The following is a 15,236-nucleotide window of genomic DNA, read 5'->3' on the forward strand; positions in this document are numbered from 1 at the left end:
CAATGCCAGCAAGCTGCTGCTGGCGCGCGGCATCATTGCGCAGCATTTCCTCCTGGCCGGCCAGGGCTTGCATCTGCTGCTCCAGGTCGCGGCGCCGTCGCTCATACTCGTCAAGCGGAATGACCGCCCGTAGATAGGCGTCGGTGAGCCGCTCGAGCTGGTGGCCGAGGTGGGCCTGGGCGCGGCGCAGCGTCTCGCGACGCGCGAGCACCTCCTGCGGCAGCCACGCCCCGCCGTGGGCGCGCGCCACCGCGGCGGCGAGCGGTTCCGGTTTCCTCAGCAAGGCGCAGAGATCGTTCCAGACCACCTCGTCGAGCTGGTCAGCCGGGATAGAGCGAGCGGGGCAGCATGCCGCGCGGGACGCGCTGGTCCTTCGCCCCTTCCCGGTGCACACATAGTAGGAGGTCCGGCCATTGGCCACCCGCGCCGTGCAGGCCATGCCGCAGCACCCGCAGCTCACCAGCACGCGCAAGAGGTACGGGTGGGCGGTGTTGTTCCGCCGCGCGAAGGAGCGGTTGGTGGCCAGCTTCGCCTGGACCTCGTCGAAGTGCGCTTGGCTGACCACGGCGGGGACCGGTCCGACCGGGATCCAGGTGTCGGCGGGTTGCGGCACCGCCGTGTCGTGTGACCGGCCGATGGGGTGCGTAGCCGAGCGCCGGTGCGTGGGTGGGCGGCAGCGCGTGCGTTGCGCATAAACCTGCCCGGTGTAAGTCGGGTTGTACAAAATCCCCCGGATCGTCGGGCAGGACCAGCACGGTTTGCCCGAGGGGGTGGGGACGCCGCGCGCATCGAGATGGCGGGCGAGGTCCATCAGCGAGGTGCCCGGCTCGCGGTATAGGGCAAACAGCTCGGCCACGACGGCGGCCTCGGCCGGCTCGAGGGTAACACCACGCGGGTCGCGCGGCCGGTCCGGGTGCAGGCGATAGCCGTAGGGCGGATACGTCCATGGCAGCAGCAGACCGGCGCGCAGCTTGGCCAGCCGGCCGCGGCGCATGCGTTCGGCAATCAGCGTCCGCTCGTACTCCGCCACCGCCCCGCGGATCTGCAGCAGCAGATGGTCATGAGGGTCATCACTCATGGGACGGTCCAGAAACTCGGCGATGCAGCCAAACCGGGCCCATTCCTCCAGCAGCACCATCTGGTGTACGTAGTTGCGCGCCAGGCGGTCCGGCGCGGTGACGAGCACACGGTCGAGTTCGCGGCTCTTCACGGCGTCGCGCAGGCGGTCGAGCCCCGGGCGCGCCAACGTGGCGCCGCTGTAGCCATCGTCGCGGAAGACATGGCCCGGGTCGAGTATCCAGCCTTCGGCCGTGTGTGCGTGCACATGCGCGGTCAGGCGCTCGAATTGCTGCTCAATGGTCTGGTGGTCGACTTGGTGGCTGGTCGAGACGCGACCGTAGATCGCTACGCGCATGACACACCTCCGGCCGGATCGGGGGCGCCCACGTCGGGGTTGGCGCCGGTGCGGTCATCGCCCACTGCAGAAGGAGTTGATAGGCCCGGTCCCAACGCTGCTGACTGGTTGGCGTCGACACACCGGTGCGCCGAACGCGCCAAGGACACCGCTTTTGCCGCCGCATCCTTCCCTCCTTGGTGAGTGACCTCACCGCAGAGGTAGGACACGACCGCCTCCCACCCGCCGCCCCGCACGTGTGACAAGCTCAGCTGATGATGCCCTGTGCGCGTCAGGCAGAACTTGTCATTTGTGATTAGACCATTGAGCGCTCCTTCAGCTGGATCACGCACTACCGTCGATTGAACACCATCGTCGAGCGGACGAAGGAGCACCTCATCGCTTTCATCGAGATTGCCTTCATCTCGATCCTCTCCAGGCGCTTGAAGCGGCTGATCGCCCAGGCTCCGAGTGCATGACGTCTACAAACATGCTCTCAGGCAACCCACCCAGCCGCCAACTTGACGATGCCTTCCACGATCCTCTGGATGTGCCGGTCACGCTGCGTGGGCGCGCTCTCGGCCGTGTCGCTCGGCACCGCGGTTGCGCGCGGTGGGATGATCACCCCGCCGCTTCGGGGCTATGGGCGGCGACGGAGCGATAAACTGGTTCGCCGTCGTCCGCGCCGTCCGGGCCGCCCTTCTTTTTGCGACACTTTTTGTCGCTCGCCGTGAGCCGCCCGTCCCGCCATCGTTTGAATGTCCATTCCGCCAGGATGACGGCAATATCGATGGACTTCGGCGGCCCGGTGCGGCCGCCGCTTTTCCTCGCCCCCTTGCGGCCACCAGAATCGCACCTCGACGATACCGCGATGCGTCTTTGTGAGGACGTCAGCTGGCATCACCATTGCCGTAACCCGAATTGTGCAGCTGCTCAATCCTGGTTGCGTGTCGCAGGCTACCGGTCAACGTCCAGCCGATCTGATCGCGACGGATCGCTCTGTCTCCCGCAATTCGGTCCGAGCCCGATGATCACCGGTCCGTATCACAGGGATTGCGGGCCGTCACTGGTGCGGCGAGCGGCCCAGCGTGCCGCTCCGACCAAGGTCGGAGCGGCAGCATCGTGGTTCAGGTGTTCTGCACGAACCGGCGGTACAGGTAACCGGTGGAGGCGCCGAGCGAGATCCAGAACAGCAGGCTCACCACCATCGCGGCGACAACAAAGCGATGAGCCAAGGCTTCCGGCGCCGCGCTGCCGGACTCCACGGGCTGTGGGGCTCCAATCACGTGAGGAAGAACGATCATCGCCACGGCGAGGACCGCCCAGATCGCTTCGCGCTTGAACGCCAGCAGGCCGAGGCCTCCGCCGGTCAGCGCGACCGTGGCGATCCACCACACCTGCCGGTCCAGCAGCGGCGCCGCGGCGGTACCGGGGACCTCGGGAGGAAGGCCGAGTGTGGGCGCCAGGGTGAAGGTGGCGAAACCCGCCAGCCCCCAGAACAGCCCGCGTCGCCAGGTCATGGCGTCGCCCTTCACCGCATAGGCCGAAACCAGCAGCAGGGCGAAGCCAATGCCCGTCAGGATGTCGGCAAGGCCGGTGTAGAGCGTGCGCTCAAAGCCGTCCGCCGGTTCCCAGGCTTCAGCCTCAGGATCATGCGCCGCCGCCTTCTCCATGGTGGCGGCGTTGTGGTCGGCGTGCTCGTGGGCAACGCCGGGATGGCCATGCGCTTCGGCCGCCTTCTCGTAGACCTCGGCCTCAAGAATGACTGGGACGGTCCCGAACTGATGGGCGGCGGTGATCACGACGCCAGAAAGAGTGCCCGCGCACAGCGCGGCGATGAACAGTCGGCGGAAGAGTTCCATCGTGGCCCGCCTTCAATGGCACGGGAAGGCGTTGGAATGCCGGGTATCGTGCGCCGCGTTGTGGAACACGTCGATGTGGGAGAAGCCCACGCCCCAGATGAGGAACGCACCCAGGAAAGCCGTGGCCAACGCAGGGATCAGGGCGGCGGCACGGGAGGCCTCGGCCGTGGTGCGGTTCGGATCGGAAGCGGCAATCGTCTGGTCAAGCACTGTTGTCTCCGTCAGGCATTGGACGAAGACGGGGAAGATCGATCGGCGTGCGGACGGGCAACCCGCCGCAAAGTCCGCCTTGAGGACACCCCGTCCTGTCAGTCGGTTCACGTTGCGATGGCAGGTTTCCTGGCTCGCGGGTCATTGCCATCTGACCGATCCCTTCCCAGACGCCAATCGTGCGCCCAGTGGTGTCTCGGTCGGCTCACCGCTCACAGTTGCGGGGGCAGCCACGGGCTTGGTCCTTCCTTCGGTAAACCGCACCGTGTTCCCTATTATCCCGGGCTGGTTTGACCAGGCCGGGCACCATCGCCACACACTCTCGCAGATCCCCTTTGCGGCAACAAGAGGAAGGCGGCAGCAGGTAGCGACGGTACCGATCCGATCGACGGAGGAGCGCGACCCAGGCTTGGCGACGCAGCGACGCGGCCATGCCGATCGCGATCAGCGCAACGGAAGCGGTGGTATGCGCGCAACGAAACGCTCCTTCACTCCGGCGGGCCAGTCACGGTAGGGGATAATCCCATCGGCGGAGCGTCGGTAGGAGGACAGATAGTCGAGCAGGGCCTGCACCGCGGTGGGCTCGGGCGGCAGATCGCCAAGGACATAGCTCATGCGGTCCGGAGAGCGGATGACAACCGCGCATGGGCGGCGGCAACTCATCAGGCAGCGCACGGTGCTGACCGACACATCTTCGGCGTCGCTTGCTGTGGCCAATGCCCCCCGCAGAAGGGCCGCGAACATCGTCCCGGTCCACACGTCGCCGGTGTCCTTGTCCGGTGATGGCGAGCGGCAGGTTTCGCAGACGATGACGTCAACGGGCATGATTGGGCACTCCGGTTTCGGGAATCGGATGCAACGTGGGGATGACCAGCGGCACGCCGGCCGCCTGCGTCACCAGGAAGGGAACGCCGTAAGCCGCGGTCAGCGGGTCCGGCGTCAGCACCGATGGGGTCGGTCCGCTCAGGCAGCGGCCATCGGGCATCACAAGCACCAAATCATCGCAGCAGCGGGCGGCCAACGCCAAATCGTGCAGGACAACGAACACAGCGCGGTTCCGCACGACGGCCTCGTCGCGCAACAGGGCCATCAAACGCAGCTGATGGCCGGGATCCAGGGCCGCCACCGGTTCGTCCGCCAGGAGCAGCGGCGCGTTGGCGGCAAGCACGCGGGCCAGCATCACCCGCGCCCGTTCGCCACCGGACAGACTGGACACCGTCCGTGCCGACAACGCAGCGATGCCCGTCGCCGCCATGACCCGGTCAACCGCGGCAACGTCGTCCGCGCGCAGCCTGCCGAGCGGCCCCAGATGGGGCAGGCGCCCCAGTTCCACGGTGCGGCGCACGGTCAGCGGCCAATGAACCGCATGCCCTTGCGGCAGATAGCCGATCAGGCGAGCGCGCTCGCGGGCGCTCACCGGAAGCCGGCGACCATCGAACGCCAACGCGCCGTCATGGGGCAGCAGGCCGGCGATGGCGCGCAACAGCGTGGTTTTGCCAACGCCGTTCGGCCCGATCAGCCCGGTGACGGTGCCGCGGCGGACGGCGAAGGAGGCCCCGGCCAGGATTGTGCGCCTGTTCTGTCGAACGGTGAGAGCGCGGATCGTCAGCATGGTCACAGGGCCTCCCGTTGCGCGCGCAGGATCAGCATCAGGAAGAAGGGAGTCCCGATCAGCGCCGTGACGACGCCCAGCATCACCTCCTGCGTGGTTGGGACCAGCCGGGTGACCAGATCGGCCGCCGTCACCAGCGCCGCTCCGCCGAGCGCGCTCGGCAGCAGCAACCGGCTCGGCTCATGCCCCACCAGGGGCCGCAGCAGATGCGGGACCACCAACCCGACGAAACCGATGGATCCGGACACCGACGCCGCCGCTCCAACCGCGGCCGCCGTCCCGCCAACCACCAGCATGCGCAAGCGGACCAGATCGACGCCGAGGCTGCGGGCCGCGTCCTCGCCCAGGCTCAAGGCATCCAGACCGTTCCGGGTGGCCAGCAGCAGCCCACAGCCCGTCAGGATGAAGGGCAACGCCACAAGGGCATCGTCCGGCGTGCGATCCTTCAGCGATCCCATCAGCCACAGGAGCATTTCGGTGACTGCGTAGGGGTTGGGGGCCAGGTTCAGCGCCAGGGAGCCCGGTGTTGATCATCGCCCACTCGCTCGGGGGTGCGGTCAGCCTGCTCTACGCCGGCCTGTTTCCCGAGGCGGTGCGTCGGCTGGTGGTCCTCGAAGGCACGTGGCAGCTCGATCCCGCTCTGACCACGCGCTCCCAGCGGCCGGTCGAGCAGCGCGTGACCGGCTGGATCGAGCAGTTGCGCGCGCTGACGGCGCGGACGCCACGCCGGTACGGCACGCTGGAGGAGGCGGTGGCTCGCATGCGTCAGGCAAACCCGCACCTGTCCGCTGATCAAGCCCGGCATCTGACGGTGCATGGGACCCGGCGGAACGAGGACGGCACCCTCAGCTGGAAGTTTGACCCCTACATCCGGGCGCTCGCGCCGAACCGGTTCTCCACGGCGGAGGTGATCGCACTGTGGTCGCGCATCACCGGCCCGGTGCTCCTGCTCCACGGCGCCGCCAGCCCGCCGCATGCCGATCCGCAGACCCCCGGCCTTCTACCGCATTTCCAGAACGCACGGGCGGTGATGATCGCGGACGCGGGACACTGGCTGCACCACGATCGGCTCAAGGAGATGGTGGCGGTCGCCCGCCCCTTTCTGGCCGATGCGGAGACCGGGGTGACGGCGGACTGACGGTGCTGCTGTGCACAACCGCCGAGGTCCATGGGCCGTGAGCACGGCCGATGTGATCAGGCAGCCGTTCGGGCTCGTGTGTCGACCAGACCGATGTTCGGGACTGTCGACCAGAACGCGCGGCCGCTTTGCGCCACCGGGCGTTCTGGTCGGAGTCCGTCAATGCACGCTTGCGGACGAGCGGCGCTTTCCGGTGGTGTGGCGCGCTGTGGCAGCAGGCGTCATCGGCGAGGATGGTCCGGTGTCCTTGGTAGCAACCGCTGCGGCCTTCTTCCGCTTCGAGGCCGGCTCACCCTTGGCCGGAGTGGCCGCCGCCTTCGCGACGTCGGTTGGCGACCACACCGCCTTGCCGCGCTTGGCTGGCGCATCCGTCTTCTGCGCGGCCGCCGTTGTCCGTCGTGTTTTCTTGTTGGGCTGAGTAATCGACACCACGGCTTCCGACACGCTTTCCACGCCGGCGGTGACCGCGTCGCTTACCGTCTCCGCGACCATCCGCCCCATCTGGAGAGCGGCGTCCGTGAGCGTGCTCTCCGAGGTCCTCGCCTTGCGTGAACGCCGCGGCTTGTCGGGCGGAGCGGCGGCCGAGGCCGGCGACGTATTCTTGCGACGGCGTCCCCCTGGCGCGCTTGTTCGCGCCGCATCGGCGGCCTGCTCCTCCGTCTCGATCTCCCGGCACGCTTGGATCCAATGCACCTCCGCCATGCCCTCCGGGCGGCCGTCGCGTTCCCAGATGTTGTGCGCCCGCTCCCGGATGCGCGCGTCGCGGTTTTCTGCCATGTCTGCCTCGGTTCTGTCAGCGTTGTTTGATCGCCTGATATGGGGAACGTGACAGGAAAAGGAGAAGTGCCCTTTGTACTTACCCTGGTGGGGAACGGCCCGGGCCGCGACGGCCGTTCTCTTCACCAACTTTGCTCCTCCCGTCAGGGCCGTTGTTCTGATGTGGCTAAGCGCGCCACGAGGGCTGCGTTTGTCCACTGGGGGCGCGTCATCTCAAGTTCCTAAACCTTTGATGATCCAATGTTGTGCTCACTATGCAAGACCATGCAGCGATGGGGTTGTCCGATTACTCGAAAACCCCTATGAAGAACGGTGCGGTTAACCGGACAAAGCACTGACCCCGCAGCAAAAAGGGTCTGTCACTCAGGATCAGGAGCATGGGTATGGAGCGTGAAAAGCTGGTCGCGCTGACCGCCGAGATCGTCGCGTCCTATGTCAGCACCAACCGGGTTGCTGCCACCGACCTTCCGCTGGTGGTCAGCGCGGTGTTCAACGCCCTGGCCGGCACTGGCCAGCCGAAGGTCGAGGCCGCGAAGCCGGAGCCGGCGGTGCCGGTCAAGAAGTCGGTGACGCCGGACTACATCGTCTGCCTGGAAGACGGCAAGAAGCTGATGATGCTCAAGCGGCACCTGCGCACGGTCTACAACATGTCGCCCGCGGAGTATCGGGCCAAGTGGAACCTGCCGCCCGACTACCCGATGACCGCGCCCAACTACACCGCCAGGCGCAGCGCGTTCGCCAAGCAGTCCGGTCTTGGAACCAAGAGGCGCGGCACGGCCGCAGTTGCGCCGCCGACTGAGCCCGCGCCCGCGAAGGGCCGGCGCAAGAAGGCCGCCTGACGTTCGCTTCCGGCACGGCGGCTGGCTGGAACGGGCGAGCCGCCGTGCATGTGCCGGCAGCGACGCGGCGATGGCTTCTCCCCTCGCACCGCAGGACTCCAGCGGAACGGCGCAACCCAACGCGTGGCCCCGGTCCGCTGTCGCCATGTCACCAAGCGTGCGCTGGATGGCAGGCGGGTGCGGATGGTGGCGACCGTCCACGGTACATCGACAATGGAGAGGGCGCCCCACCGCTCGCCCTGCCGGTCGTTACCGCGGACGACGTGCGCGATCAGCCGCGAAGGACCATGGAGTTGGTCTGCAAGCGCGCAAGAGGCCCTTGCGCTCGGCATGGGCCCGCCGCGCCCCTTGGAACCAAGGGGCACCACTGCATCCGTTTGGAAGGAACGGTCGGGGATTCCCCTGGGACTCGACCTGCGCTAGACTCGGGGCTGGTTTCACCACCATCCACCATATCTGGCCCGCATGGTCCCCAGCCCTCCGCCCCACGCCACGCCGAGCACGCCATCCGACACCCGGGTCTGCGAACACTGCGGGCGTCCGCATGGCCACGCGCTGCGCTGCCTGCCCGACGGCCGCTGGCTCTCGCCCGACGGCCTCTGGGTCGGCCCCGACGGCGCGCCGGCGCCCTGGCCGGACGTGGTGGAGTACGCCCGCGTGAAGACGTCGCGCAGCGTCGTCGGCCTGTATCGGCGCCGCGCCGAGGCGGCGGTGGCGTCGATGACCGCACCGGAACGGCATCGGCTGTGCCGGCGTTGTCATCTGGTCACCGGGCGCGAGGAGCACCGGCGCGTCGCGCGGACACGGGCGCTGATGCGCTTCGCTCTCGGCGATCTGTTCGACGGCACCTACCAGCTCTGAGACACCGCGACCGGCATCCTCCAGAAAGAGTCACCAACCTCATGCAGCATCGACCGGACCGGCGCCGCTGGGACGCCCAGCCGCGCGCGAATAAGGACTCTCGGCCCCGGAACGCACCGGCCACGGACCCGCTGGTCCTGGCCTCGAATCTGCTGAACAGCGCGCGCACGCGGGCGGCCTTGCTCAAGGCCATTGAGGAGCGCGTCAAAGCCGATGCGGAGGAGCGCCGGCGCTTTGCCGCGGCGGCCGGGCGCGTCTACGGGCTGTCCGGCGACCAGGCGTTGGTCCAGGCGGTGCGCAACTATCTCCAGGATCTGGCACGGCCGTCGGAGAGCGAACGCACGGCGACGCGGCTCTGGCTCGCCCAAACAGTGGCGACCATCACCGGCGCTGGGCGGATTGATGGTATGGGCGCCGTCTCCCCAGCGGACCCGCGTGCCGCCGCGGAAGCGCTGTTCCGCCCCCGTCCCCCGCCGGCGGCCCTCGCGCCGGAGGCCTAGGGCCTGGCGCACCGACGTGCGTAGGCGGAACGGCGCGGTGGCGGTGGGCTCGCCGGGTCCGCATATCCGGGGCGCTGCGTCGTCCTCGCCCTTTTGCCGATTGGAACCGGGACCGGGAAGGGTCACTTGCAGGCCGTCACGGACCGGGAAGGGGAGGGCGTTTTGCCCACGGTTACGCTCATCGGAGCCAGCGGGCTCCAGCGCGGGGGGCTGCGCCACCTGCTGGCCGAAGAGGGCTTCACGGTCATCGCCGAGGCCGCCTCCGCGCAAGCGCTCCCCGGCGCCTCGGCCGACGTTATCGTCTTCGACGCCACCGGCGTGCCGCAGGTCGGGGAAGACGTTCGGGCGCTGCGCGCGTTCCACCCCGGCAGCCGCGTGGTGCTGCTGGCCGGCACCATCAGCGCCCCACTGCTGCGCGAAGCTCTGGAGGCCGGCGCGGACGGTTGCCTGACCGCGGACACCTCGAGCCGCGCGTTGGCCGAGTGGCTCCATTTCACGCTGGCCGGCGGCAAGGCCTTCCCGCGCGACCTGGCCGGCATCCTGGCGCAGGGCTTGGCGCCGAGCGACACCAAACCGGTCGCGGGCCGGCCGCTGTCGGCGCGCGAGAGGGACATCCTGCACGGCTTGCTCGGCGGGCACAGCAACAAGCGCATCGCCAACGACCTTGGCATCACCGAGGCGACCGTGAAGGTCCATCTCAAGACCCTGCTGCGCAAGATCAACGTGGCCAACCGCACGCAGGCCGCCATCTGGGCGATGAACAACGGCATCGCGGTGCCCGCATAGATCGCTCCCGCCGTCGGCTGAAAGGGGGCAGCCAGAAGCCTGCGAGTTATGCCGGGAGCGGCGTTCGCGGGAATTACGGACATCCCCTGTTGCTGGGCGTGTCCGTCTCACGGCGCAGCGTGGGATGGTGCGGCTTGGTGATGCCCATTTCACGGTGGTCTCTGCCCCCTCCAACCCGGCTTGCTCGGCGAAGCCATCAGGCGTGTGGGATCGGCTCATTGCGCCGAACCTTTGTCGTGCACGTCGCGAGCAACGGGCAGTCACAGGGCCGCGCGGGATGTTTCTATTTTGTAGCTAAAATCATCTATATTGTGCGTGATTGTCGCTTTATGATCGCTCATGACCCTAAGCAGCACCATGCCCCATGGCGCCGTTGTGGCTTTGCTCGAAGACAACGCGCTGGTGCGGCGAAGCATCGAGCAGTATCTGTCGCTTCGAAACCTAACCGTTTTATCGGGCGAGAATGGGCTCGATCTGCTGAGTGCGGCGAGACGGCGTCGCGTGTTGCCCGATGTCATCGTGTCTGACTATTGGATCGCGCGGGACAGTGCGCTGACGGTCGTGCCCGCCGTATTGACCAACATGGGCGTCGATGTGCCGGTGATCATCATTACGGGCGATGTCTCTCTGACGGTCAGGGCGGCCGTCGTGGCGCGAGGCTGGAGTGTGCTGGTGAAGCCCTTTCACCCAAACGATTTGTTATTGGCGATCACGTTGGCCCTGCAAAACGCGCCGGGACAGCCATAGCGCCCGGAACCTCGATCATCCAGTCGGCATTGCACTGGGAGAAGGTCGTGTGATCGGGGAACGGCAGGTCGAGGCCGAGCAGACGCATGAGCGAGTCCAACAAGGCTTCGGTTTGCGGCCACAGCCGCCCGGACGCCAAGCGCAGCATCGGCCCGGTCTCAATGGCAATCTCCGCGTGGCAGGCGGCGTACACGCCGCGGCCGCCTCGGGTGTTGTCCACACCGCAGGGTGCCCCCTCGGCGCAGCGGCGCATCGTAGGAGCCCAGTTCGCGACACGGCGGCGCGCGTCGGGGATCTTTTGACGATGGGTCTCGTTGGCTTGTATGGGGCTTTTCGTGTCAAGCGTTTCCTTGTTCAAGCCTTCACTGTTCCTATCCCTATGTTCGATCAGCGGAACCATCCCTCCGTCCCGACCATGATCCTGGCCGGACACCGGTGGGGGTGGAGGTCAAGGATGGCCGTCAGGCCACCGCCGCAGGCGGCGCCCCGCGTCCTTGAGGTCCGCCCTCGCCGGTGTCACCCTCCCGGGATTGGGCGGAGGGCCGGAATAGCGGACCGGGTGGTACAGAAGCAGGCCGGCTGTTCCAAGGCGGAGCGCTCGCGTCGGGTGGATCCACGGAGGCCGCGCGATCCGACAAGCTTGTATTCGGTCCGGCGCAGCCGGAGACCATGATGCACCATGCGCATCGGGTGCGAGGCTCCCGGGAGGGGTGGGACCAGTCTTTGTATCGGATTGCAGCCCATGTCAACTGCACGGTACACCACCCACCTCGGCAGGCCGGCCCACCGGGCATGCCGGTCGGCCGTGCTCGGGAATCCCCAGCCGGCGGCTTGGGGACGAAGCGGTCGGATCAGGCGGCCTTGAGCACGACGCCCTCCGGGACCACGCCAGCGGCGGCATAGCTCCACAGCGCGACCAGCAGCTTGCGCGCGAGTGCCACGATCAGGGTCTTCCGGACACTGCCCCTGGCCGCGACGGTCCGTTCGCGATACCAGCGGGCGAGCGCTGAGTCCGGCTGGAACATCAGGAACCGCCACGCTAGTTGGATCATGCCGCAGCGCACCCGCGGGTTGCCGGCCTTGCCGATCCCCTTGTCACGGCGCCTCGAGCCGCTCTCGTCCGGCGTGCCGGTCAGGCCGGCGTAGCGGGCTACCGCGCGCCGGTCGCGCAGGTTGCGCGACAGCACCTCGTGCACCAACATCTGCGCCGTCTCCAGGCCAATGCCCTTGATCTTGGCCAGCAGCAGGACCAGCGCGTTGGGCCCGGTCGGGTCGCGCTCGACCGCCTGCGCGGCATCCCGCTCGATCGCCGCGATCTGCTCGCCGACCAAGCGGCGGCGCTCCAGCAGCCGATGCAGCCGGGCCAGCGTGTTGGGCGGCAGAGGCGCGCCGTCGGCCGTGCGCAGGGCCTCCACGTGGTCCGCCGCCTTTCTCAAGCCCGGCTTGAAGCCCCGGATGCCCCAGAGCGCCAGCTCCGCCTTGATTGTGTTGGTCAGTCGGGTGCGGTCGGTGACCAGGCCGTCGCGCTCGCGGCCCGGCCGGCGGGCGTCCTCCTGGGCGATGGTCGGAATGGCGACCATCCGACAATGCCCCGGCTCGCACCGCAGCCAGCCGAGCAGGGCACGCATCAGCATCTCGGTGTCGAGCCGGTCGGTCTTGGCCCGGCGCTGCTCGCGCGACACCGCCACGCTGCTGGCGTGGATGACATAGGCTTCGATGCCGTGCCCCTGGAGCAGCCGGGTCAGCCAGAACCCGTCGCGTCCGGATTCATACGCCACCACCGTGCGCGTGATTGGCCGCCCAGCCCGCGCCGCTTCCCCGCGCCAGCGCTCGACCTGCTCCAGCAGGCGCGCCGGGTTGACCGGCAGCTTCTGCAACGGGCGCCGATCCACCCCCGGCACCGTCGCCGCCACCAACCAGGAGCTGCCGCTCATCTCGATCACGCAGACCAGGGTGCTCCCATGGTCGAGAGTGAGGCGGGGCTTGGACAGGTCGTCTGGCTTGGCCATCGGGCTTCTCCATCATTGTCAGCGCAACGATGGTGCCGTAGACCTCGTCGCTCGCCCCATAGCTTCTTTGTACGGCACTGAACTCGCGACGGCAGAGGGTCGCCTCTACACCCGCTCGCTCTCCCAACCGCCACCAGCCCTGCCTTTTTGCATCAACCTCTTTCCCGGCGCCTCATTGGACCCGTTCACGTGCCGCCGGTGTAATCGGCGTGGCAGCGCTGGGCATCCCGGCGGCGCTCGACCACCGTTTCGTGCTCGCAACGAGGTGCTGCGGTGCAGGCTGCCGGGGCACTGAGGGCGTGCGTCACGCGCCGGCAGGATCATTCATCAACGCGAGGGTCACGGGGCCGGGCAACCCGCTCCCGATGGGGCGGCCGTCGACGGCCAGAAGCGGGCGAAGGCCAAGACTGTTGGACAGAAAGGCTTCCTTGGCGGCCCAAAGGTCGTCCGGGGTGATGGGGCGCTCCTCCGCCCGGTGACGCTCCAGGATCAGGGCGCGACGGATGCCGGGCAACGCCCCTTCCGACACCGGCGGCGTCAGCAGGCGCCCATCCCGGACGATGAACAGGGTGGCGATGCTGGCTTCGGCCAGCCGCCCGGCGGTGTTGAGCAGAAGCGCCTCCCCGGCACCCCGCCGCGCCGCCTCCCGCCGGGCGAGAATGGCGTCCAGGTAGTTCAGCGTCTTCAGCCGCGACAGCGGCGAGTGCTCGTTGCGCCGGGTGGCTTGGGCGATCACCGCCTCGACCGGTCCGGCCGGCGGCCCGGGCGGCGCCAGTGTGATCAGCACGGTCGGGTGCGGGTCTGCGGGCGGCAGCACGCCGCGCGCCCCGGTGCCCCGCGTCAGGGTCAGGCGGGCGACGCCCTCAGCCACGTCGCGCGCCGCGATCAGCGCCGTCACCGCGCCAGCCAGCGTGTCGTCGGGGTAGGGCACCGGCAGTTCCAGCACCGCGGCGCTCGCCTGCAGGCGGGCGAGGTGCCGGTCCAGATGACGCGCCCGGCCGCCGGTGACGCGGATCGTCTCGAACAGCCCGTCGCCGAGCGTGAAGCCACGGTCGGCGGGATCGATCCGCGCCTCCTCCGCCGGAAGCAAGCGCCCGTTCAGCCACACGGTCATCGCGATCCCTCTCCGCCGTCAAGCCTGGTCGAAGGCGCGCAGCAGTGGCCGCACCTTGACCAGCATCTCCTCATGCTCCGCCGCCGGATCGGAATCCGCAACAATGCCACCGCCGGCTTGGGCCATCACGGCGTCGGGCGTGAGCGACAGGGTGCGGATGACGATGCTGCTGTCCATCGCGCCGTCGAACCCGATCCAGACGACGGACCCGCAGTAGGCACCGCGCCGGGCGAGCTCCAGCTCGTCAATGATCTCCATAGCGCGGATTTTCGGCGCGCCGGTGATCGAGCCACCCGGGCAGGCGGCGCGCAGCAGGTCCACCGGACCGAGGCCGGGTCGCAGTTGCGCGGTGACCACGGAGACGAGGTGGTGGACGCTGGCGAAGCTCTCCAGCCCATAGAGGACGGGCACCCGCACGCTGCCGATCGCCGCGACACGGCCAAGGTCGTTGCGCAGCAGGTCGGTGATCATCAGGTTCTCCGCCCGGTCCTTGACGCTGCCGACCAGCTCCGCGGCCGCCGCCGCGTCCAGCGCCGGGTCGGCGTAACGCGGACGGGTGCCCTTGATCGGGCGCGTCTCGATCGCACCGCTGGCGGAAAGCCGGAGGAACCGCTCCGGCGAGGCGCTGGCGATGCGCAGGCGCGGGCCGCAGTTCAGGAAGGCGCCGAAGGGCGCCGGGCTGAGCACGCGCAACCGCTCGTACAGGGCGTAATCGTCCAGGCCGGCAGGGCGGTCGGCGAGGAAGCGCTGGGTGACGTTGGCCTGATAGATGTCGCCAGCCCGGATGTCGTCCAGCACGCGCCCGACCCGGCCCAGATAGTCCGGGCGGGACAGCTCGGGCCGCCAGGAGGAGCGGACGAGGAGGCCGGGTGGCGGCGGATCCCGTTCCAACCGCTCGGCCAGGGCGTGGGCGCGGCCTTCGGCCTCCGGCCGGGCGGCGATCACCCAGGCGCGCCGCTCCGCGTGGTCGAAGGCGGCCACCACGTCGTAGAAGCCGAAGGCCATCTCCGGCTGTCCACCGGGATTGTCGTGGCGGGAGCGCACACGCTCCAAGCGCAGCCCGGCCTCATACCCGATGAAGCCGACGGCGCCGCCGGTGAAAGGCACCGGCCCCGCCGTGGCCGGTGCCGGATGGCGGGCCAGTTCGGCAGCCAAAACGGCGAAAGCGTCGCCGCCCGCCGGGGCGCCGTCCACGAACACCCGTCCGTCCACGGCCTCCAGCGTGCGGAAGGGCTCCGCGACGATGTAGCTGAAACGGCCGTGCGCCGGGTGCGACGCCGCACTGTCCAACAGCATCGCCCAGGGCTGGCCGGCAAGGCCGCGGAAGGCGGCCACTGGGTCGGAGCCGGACAGGGGAATCGCGCGCATGGGGGTGGTGCTTCCATCTG

General features: G+C 68.7%; 15 protein-coding genes, 3 pseudogenes and 1 riboswitch. Of the genes and pseudogenes, 6 read left to right on the plus strand and 12 right to left on the minus strand.

The window, feature by feature from the left end:
* Positions 1 to 301 precede the first annotated feature (301 nt).
* From M2351_RS45255 to M2351_RS25150, 7 genes and pseudogenes are all read right to left on the minus strand, one after another.
* Positions 302 to 1,414: pseudogene (locus tag M2351_RS45255) on the minus strand (recombinase family protein); the annotation flags it as partial.
* Positions 1,415 to 1,925: 511 nt separating this feature from the next.
* Positions 1,926 to 2,083, minus strand: a pseudogene (locus M2351_RS45260) (IS5/IS1182 family transposase); the annotation flags it as partial.
* Positions 2,084 to 2,520: 437 nt separating this feature from the next.
* The gene (locus M2351_RS25130; RefSeq protein ID WP_264658801.1) at positions 2,521 to 3,255 is read right to left on the minus strand and encodes a CbtA family protein; all 735 of its coding nucleotides are present in this window, start codon (positions 3,253 to 3,255) and stop codon (positions 2,521 to 2,523) included.
* Positions 3,256 to 3,267: 12 nt separating this feature from the next.
* The gene (locus tag M2351_RS25135) at positions 3,268 to 3,465 is read right to left on the minus strand and encodes a CbtB domain-containing protein (protein WP_264658802.1); all 198 of its coding nucleotides are present in this window, start codon (positions 3,463 to 3,465) and stop codon (positions 3,268 to 3,270) included.
* A gap of 102 nt (positions 3,466 to 3,567) precedes the next feature.
* Positions 3,568 to 3,791: riboswitch (cobalamin riboswitch) on the minus strand.
* Between the two features lie 118 nt (positions 3,792 to 3,909).
* Entirely contained in the window at positions 3,910 to 4,290 is a 381-nt protein-coding gene (locus M2351_RS25140) for a DUF1636 domain-containing protein (protein ID WP_264658803.1), read from the minus strand.
* The gene (locus tag M2351_RS25145) at positions 4,280 to 5,077 is read right to left on the minus strand and encodes an ABC transporter ATP-binding protein (protein WP_264658804.1); all 798 of its coding nucleotides are present in this window, start codon (positions 5,075 to 5,077) and stop codon (positions 4,280 to 4,282) included. The genes M2351_RS25140 and M2351_RS25145 overlap by 11 nt, the downstream gene beginning before the upstream one ends.
* 2 nt (positions 5,078 to 5,079) lie before the next feature.
* Complete coding sequence (locus tag M2351_RS25150; protein ID WP_319801925.1) at positions 5,080 to 5,592, minus strand: FecCD family ABC transporter permease; 513 nt, start codon at positions 5,590 to 5,592, stop codon at positions 5,080 to 5,082.
* A gap of 11 nt (positions 5,593 to 5,603) precedes the next feature.
* Between M2351_RS25150 and M2351_RS25155 the strand changes: the two genes are divergently transcribed.
* The gene (locus M2351_RS25155; protein ID WP_264658805.1) at positions 5,604 to 6,215 is read left to right on the plus strand and encodes an alpha/beta hydrolase; all 612 of its coding nucleotides are present in this window, start codon (positions 5,604 to 5,606) and stop codon (positions 6,213 to 6,215) included.
* Positions 6,216 to 6,374: 159 nt separating this feature from the next.
* On the opposite strand, the gene M2351_RS25160 is transcribed toward M2351_RS25155, so the two are convergent.
* Positions 6,375 to 6,992, minus strand: coding sequence for a DUF2934 domain-containing protein (locus M2351_RS25160; protein WP_264658806.1), 618 nt, complete (start codon positions 6,990 to 6,992; stop codon positions 6,375 to 6,377).
* Between the two features lie 383 nt (positions 6,993 to 7,375).
* Between M2351_RS25160 and M2351_RS25165 the strand changes: the two genes are divergently transcribed.
* The 5 genes from M2351_RS25165 to M2351_RS25185 all read left to right on the plus strand — a co-directional run bounded on the left by M2351_RS25165 (position 7,376) and on the right by M2351_RS25185 (position 10,725).
* Entirely contained in the window at positions 7,376 to 7,831 is a 456-nt protein-coding gene (locus tag M2351_RS25165; protein ID WP_319801923.1) for a MucR family transcriptional regulator, read from the plus strand.
* A gap of 465 nt (positions 7,832 to 8,296) precedes the next feature.
* The gene (locus M2351_RS25170; protein WP_264658808.1) at positions 8,297 to 8,692 is read left to right on the plus strand and encodes a hypothetical protein; all 396 of its coding nucleotides are present in this window, start codon (positions 8,297 to 8,299) and stop codon (positions 8,690 to 8,692) included.
* A 41-nt stretch (positions 8,693 to 8,733) separates the two neighbouring features.
* Positions 8,734 to 9,192: a hypothetical protein gene (locus tag M2351_RS25175; RefSeq protein ID WP_264658809.1), complete on the plus strand. Its 459-nt coding sequence runs from the start codon at positions 8,734 to 8,736 to the stop codon at positions 9,190 to 9,192.
* A gap of 162 nt (positions 9,193 to 9,354) precedes the next feature.
* Positions 9,355 to 9,978, plus strand: a complete 624-nt coding sequence (locus tag M2351_RS25180) for a LuxR C-terminal-related transcriptional regulator (protein ID WP_264658810.1) — start codon at positions 9,355 to 9,357, stop codon at positions 9,976 to 9,978.
* 339 nt (positions 9,979 to 10,317) lie between these two features.
* On the plus strand, positions 10,318 to 10,725 hold the full coding sequence (locus M2351_RS25185) for a response regulator (RefSeq protein WP_264658811.1): 408 nt from the start codon (positions 10,318 to 10,320) through the stop codon (positions 10,723 to 10,725).
* A gap of 10 nt (positions 10,726 to 10,735) precedes the next feature.
* Here the strand turns inward: M2351_RS25185 and M2351_RS25190 are convergent.
* The 4 genes and pseudogenes from M2351_RS25190 to pabB all read right to left on the minus strand — a co-directional run.
* A pseudogene (locus M2351_RS25190) lies at positions 10,736 to 11,050 on the minus strand (IS5/IS1182 family transposase); the annotation flags it as partial.
* 526 nt (positions 11,051 to 11,576) lie between these two features.
* Complete coding sequence (locus M2351_RS25195) at positions 11,577 to 12,734, minus strand: IS110 family RNA-guided transposase (protein WP_264658812.1); 1,158 nt, start codon at positions 12,732 to 12,734, stop codon at positions 11,577 to 11,579.
* A 304-nt stretch (positions 12,735 to 13,038) separates the two neighbouring features.
* Complete coding sequence (locus M2351_RS25200) at positions 13,039 to 13,848, minus strand: aminotransferase class IV (RefSeq protein ID WP_264658813.1); 810 nt, start codon at positions 13,846 to 13,848, stop codon at positions 13,039 to 13,041.
* An 18-nt stretch (positions 13,849 to 13,866) separates the two neighbouring features.
* Complete coding sequence (gene pabB, locus M2351_RS25205) at positions 13,867 to 15,216, minus strand: aminodeoxychorismate synthase component I (RefSeq protein ID WP_264658814.1); 1,350 nt, start codon at positions 15,214 to 15,216, stop codon at positions 13,867 to 13,869.
* Positions 15,217 to 15,236: the final 20 nt, after the last annotated feature.

It is taken from the genome of Azospirillum canadense, assembly GCF_025961225.1.
Taxonomy (GTDB): Bacteria; Pseudomonadota; Alphaproteobacteria; order Azospirillales; family Azospirillaceae; genus Azospirillum; species Azospirillum canadense.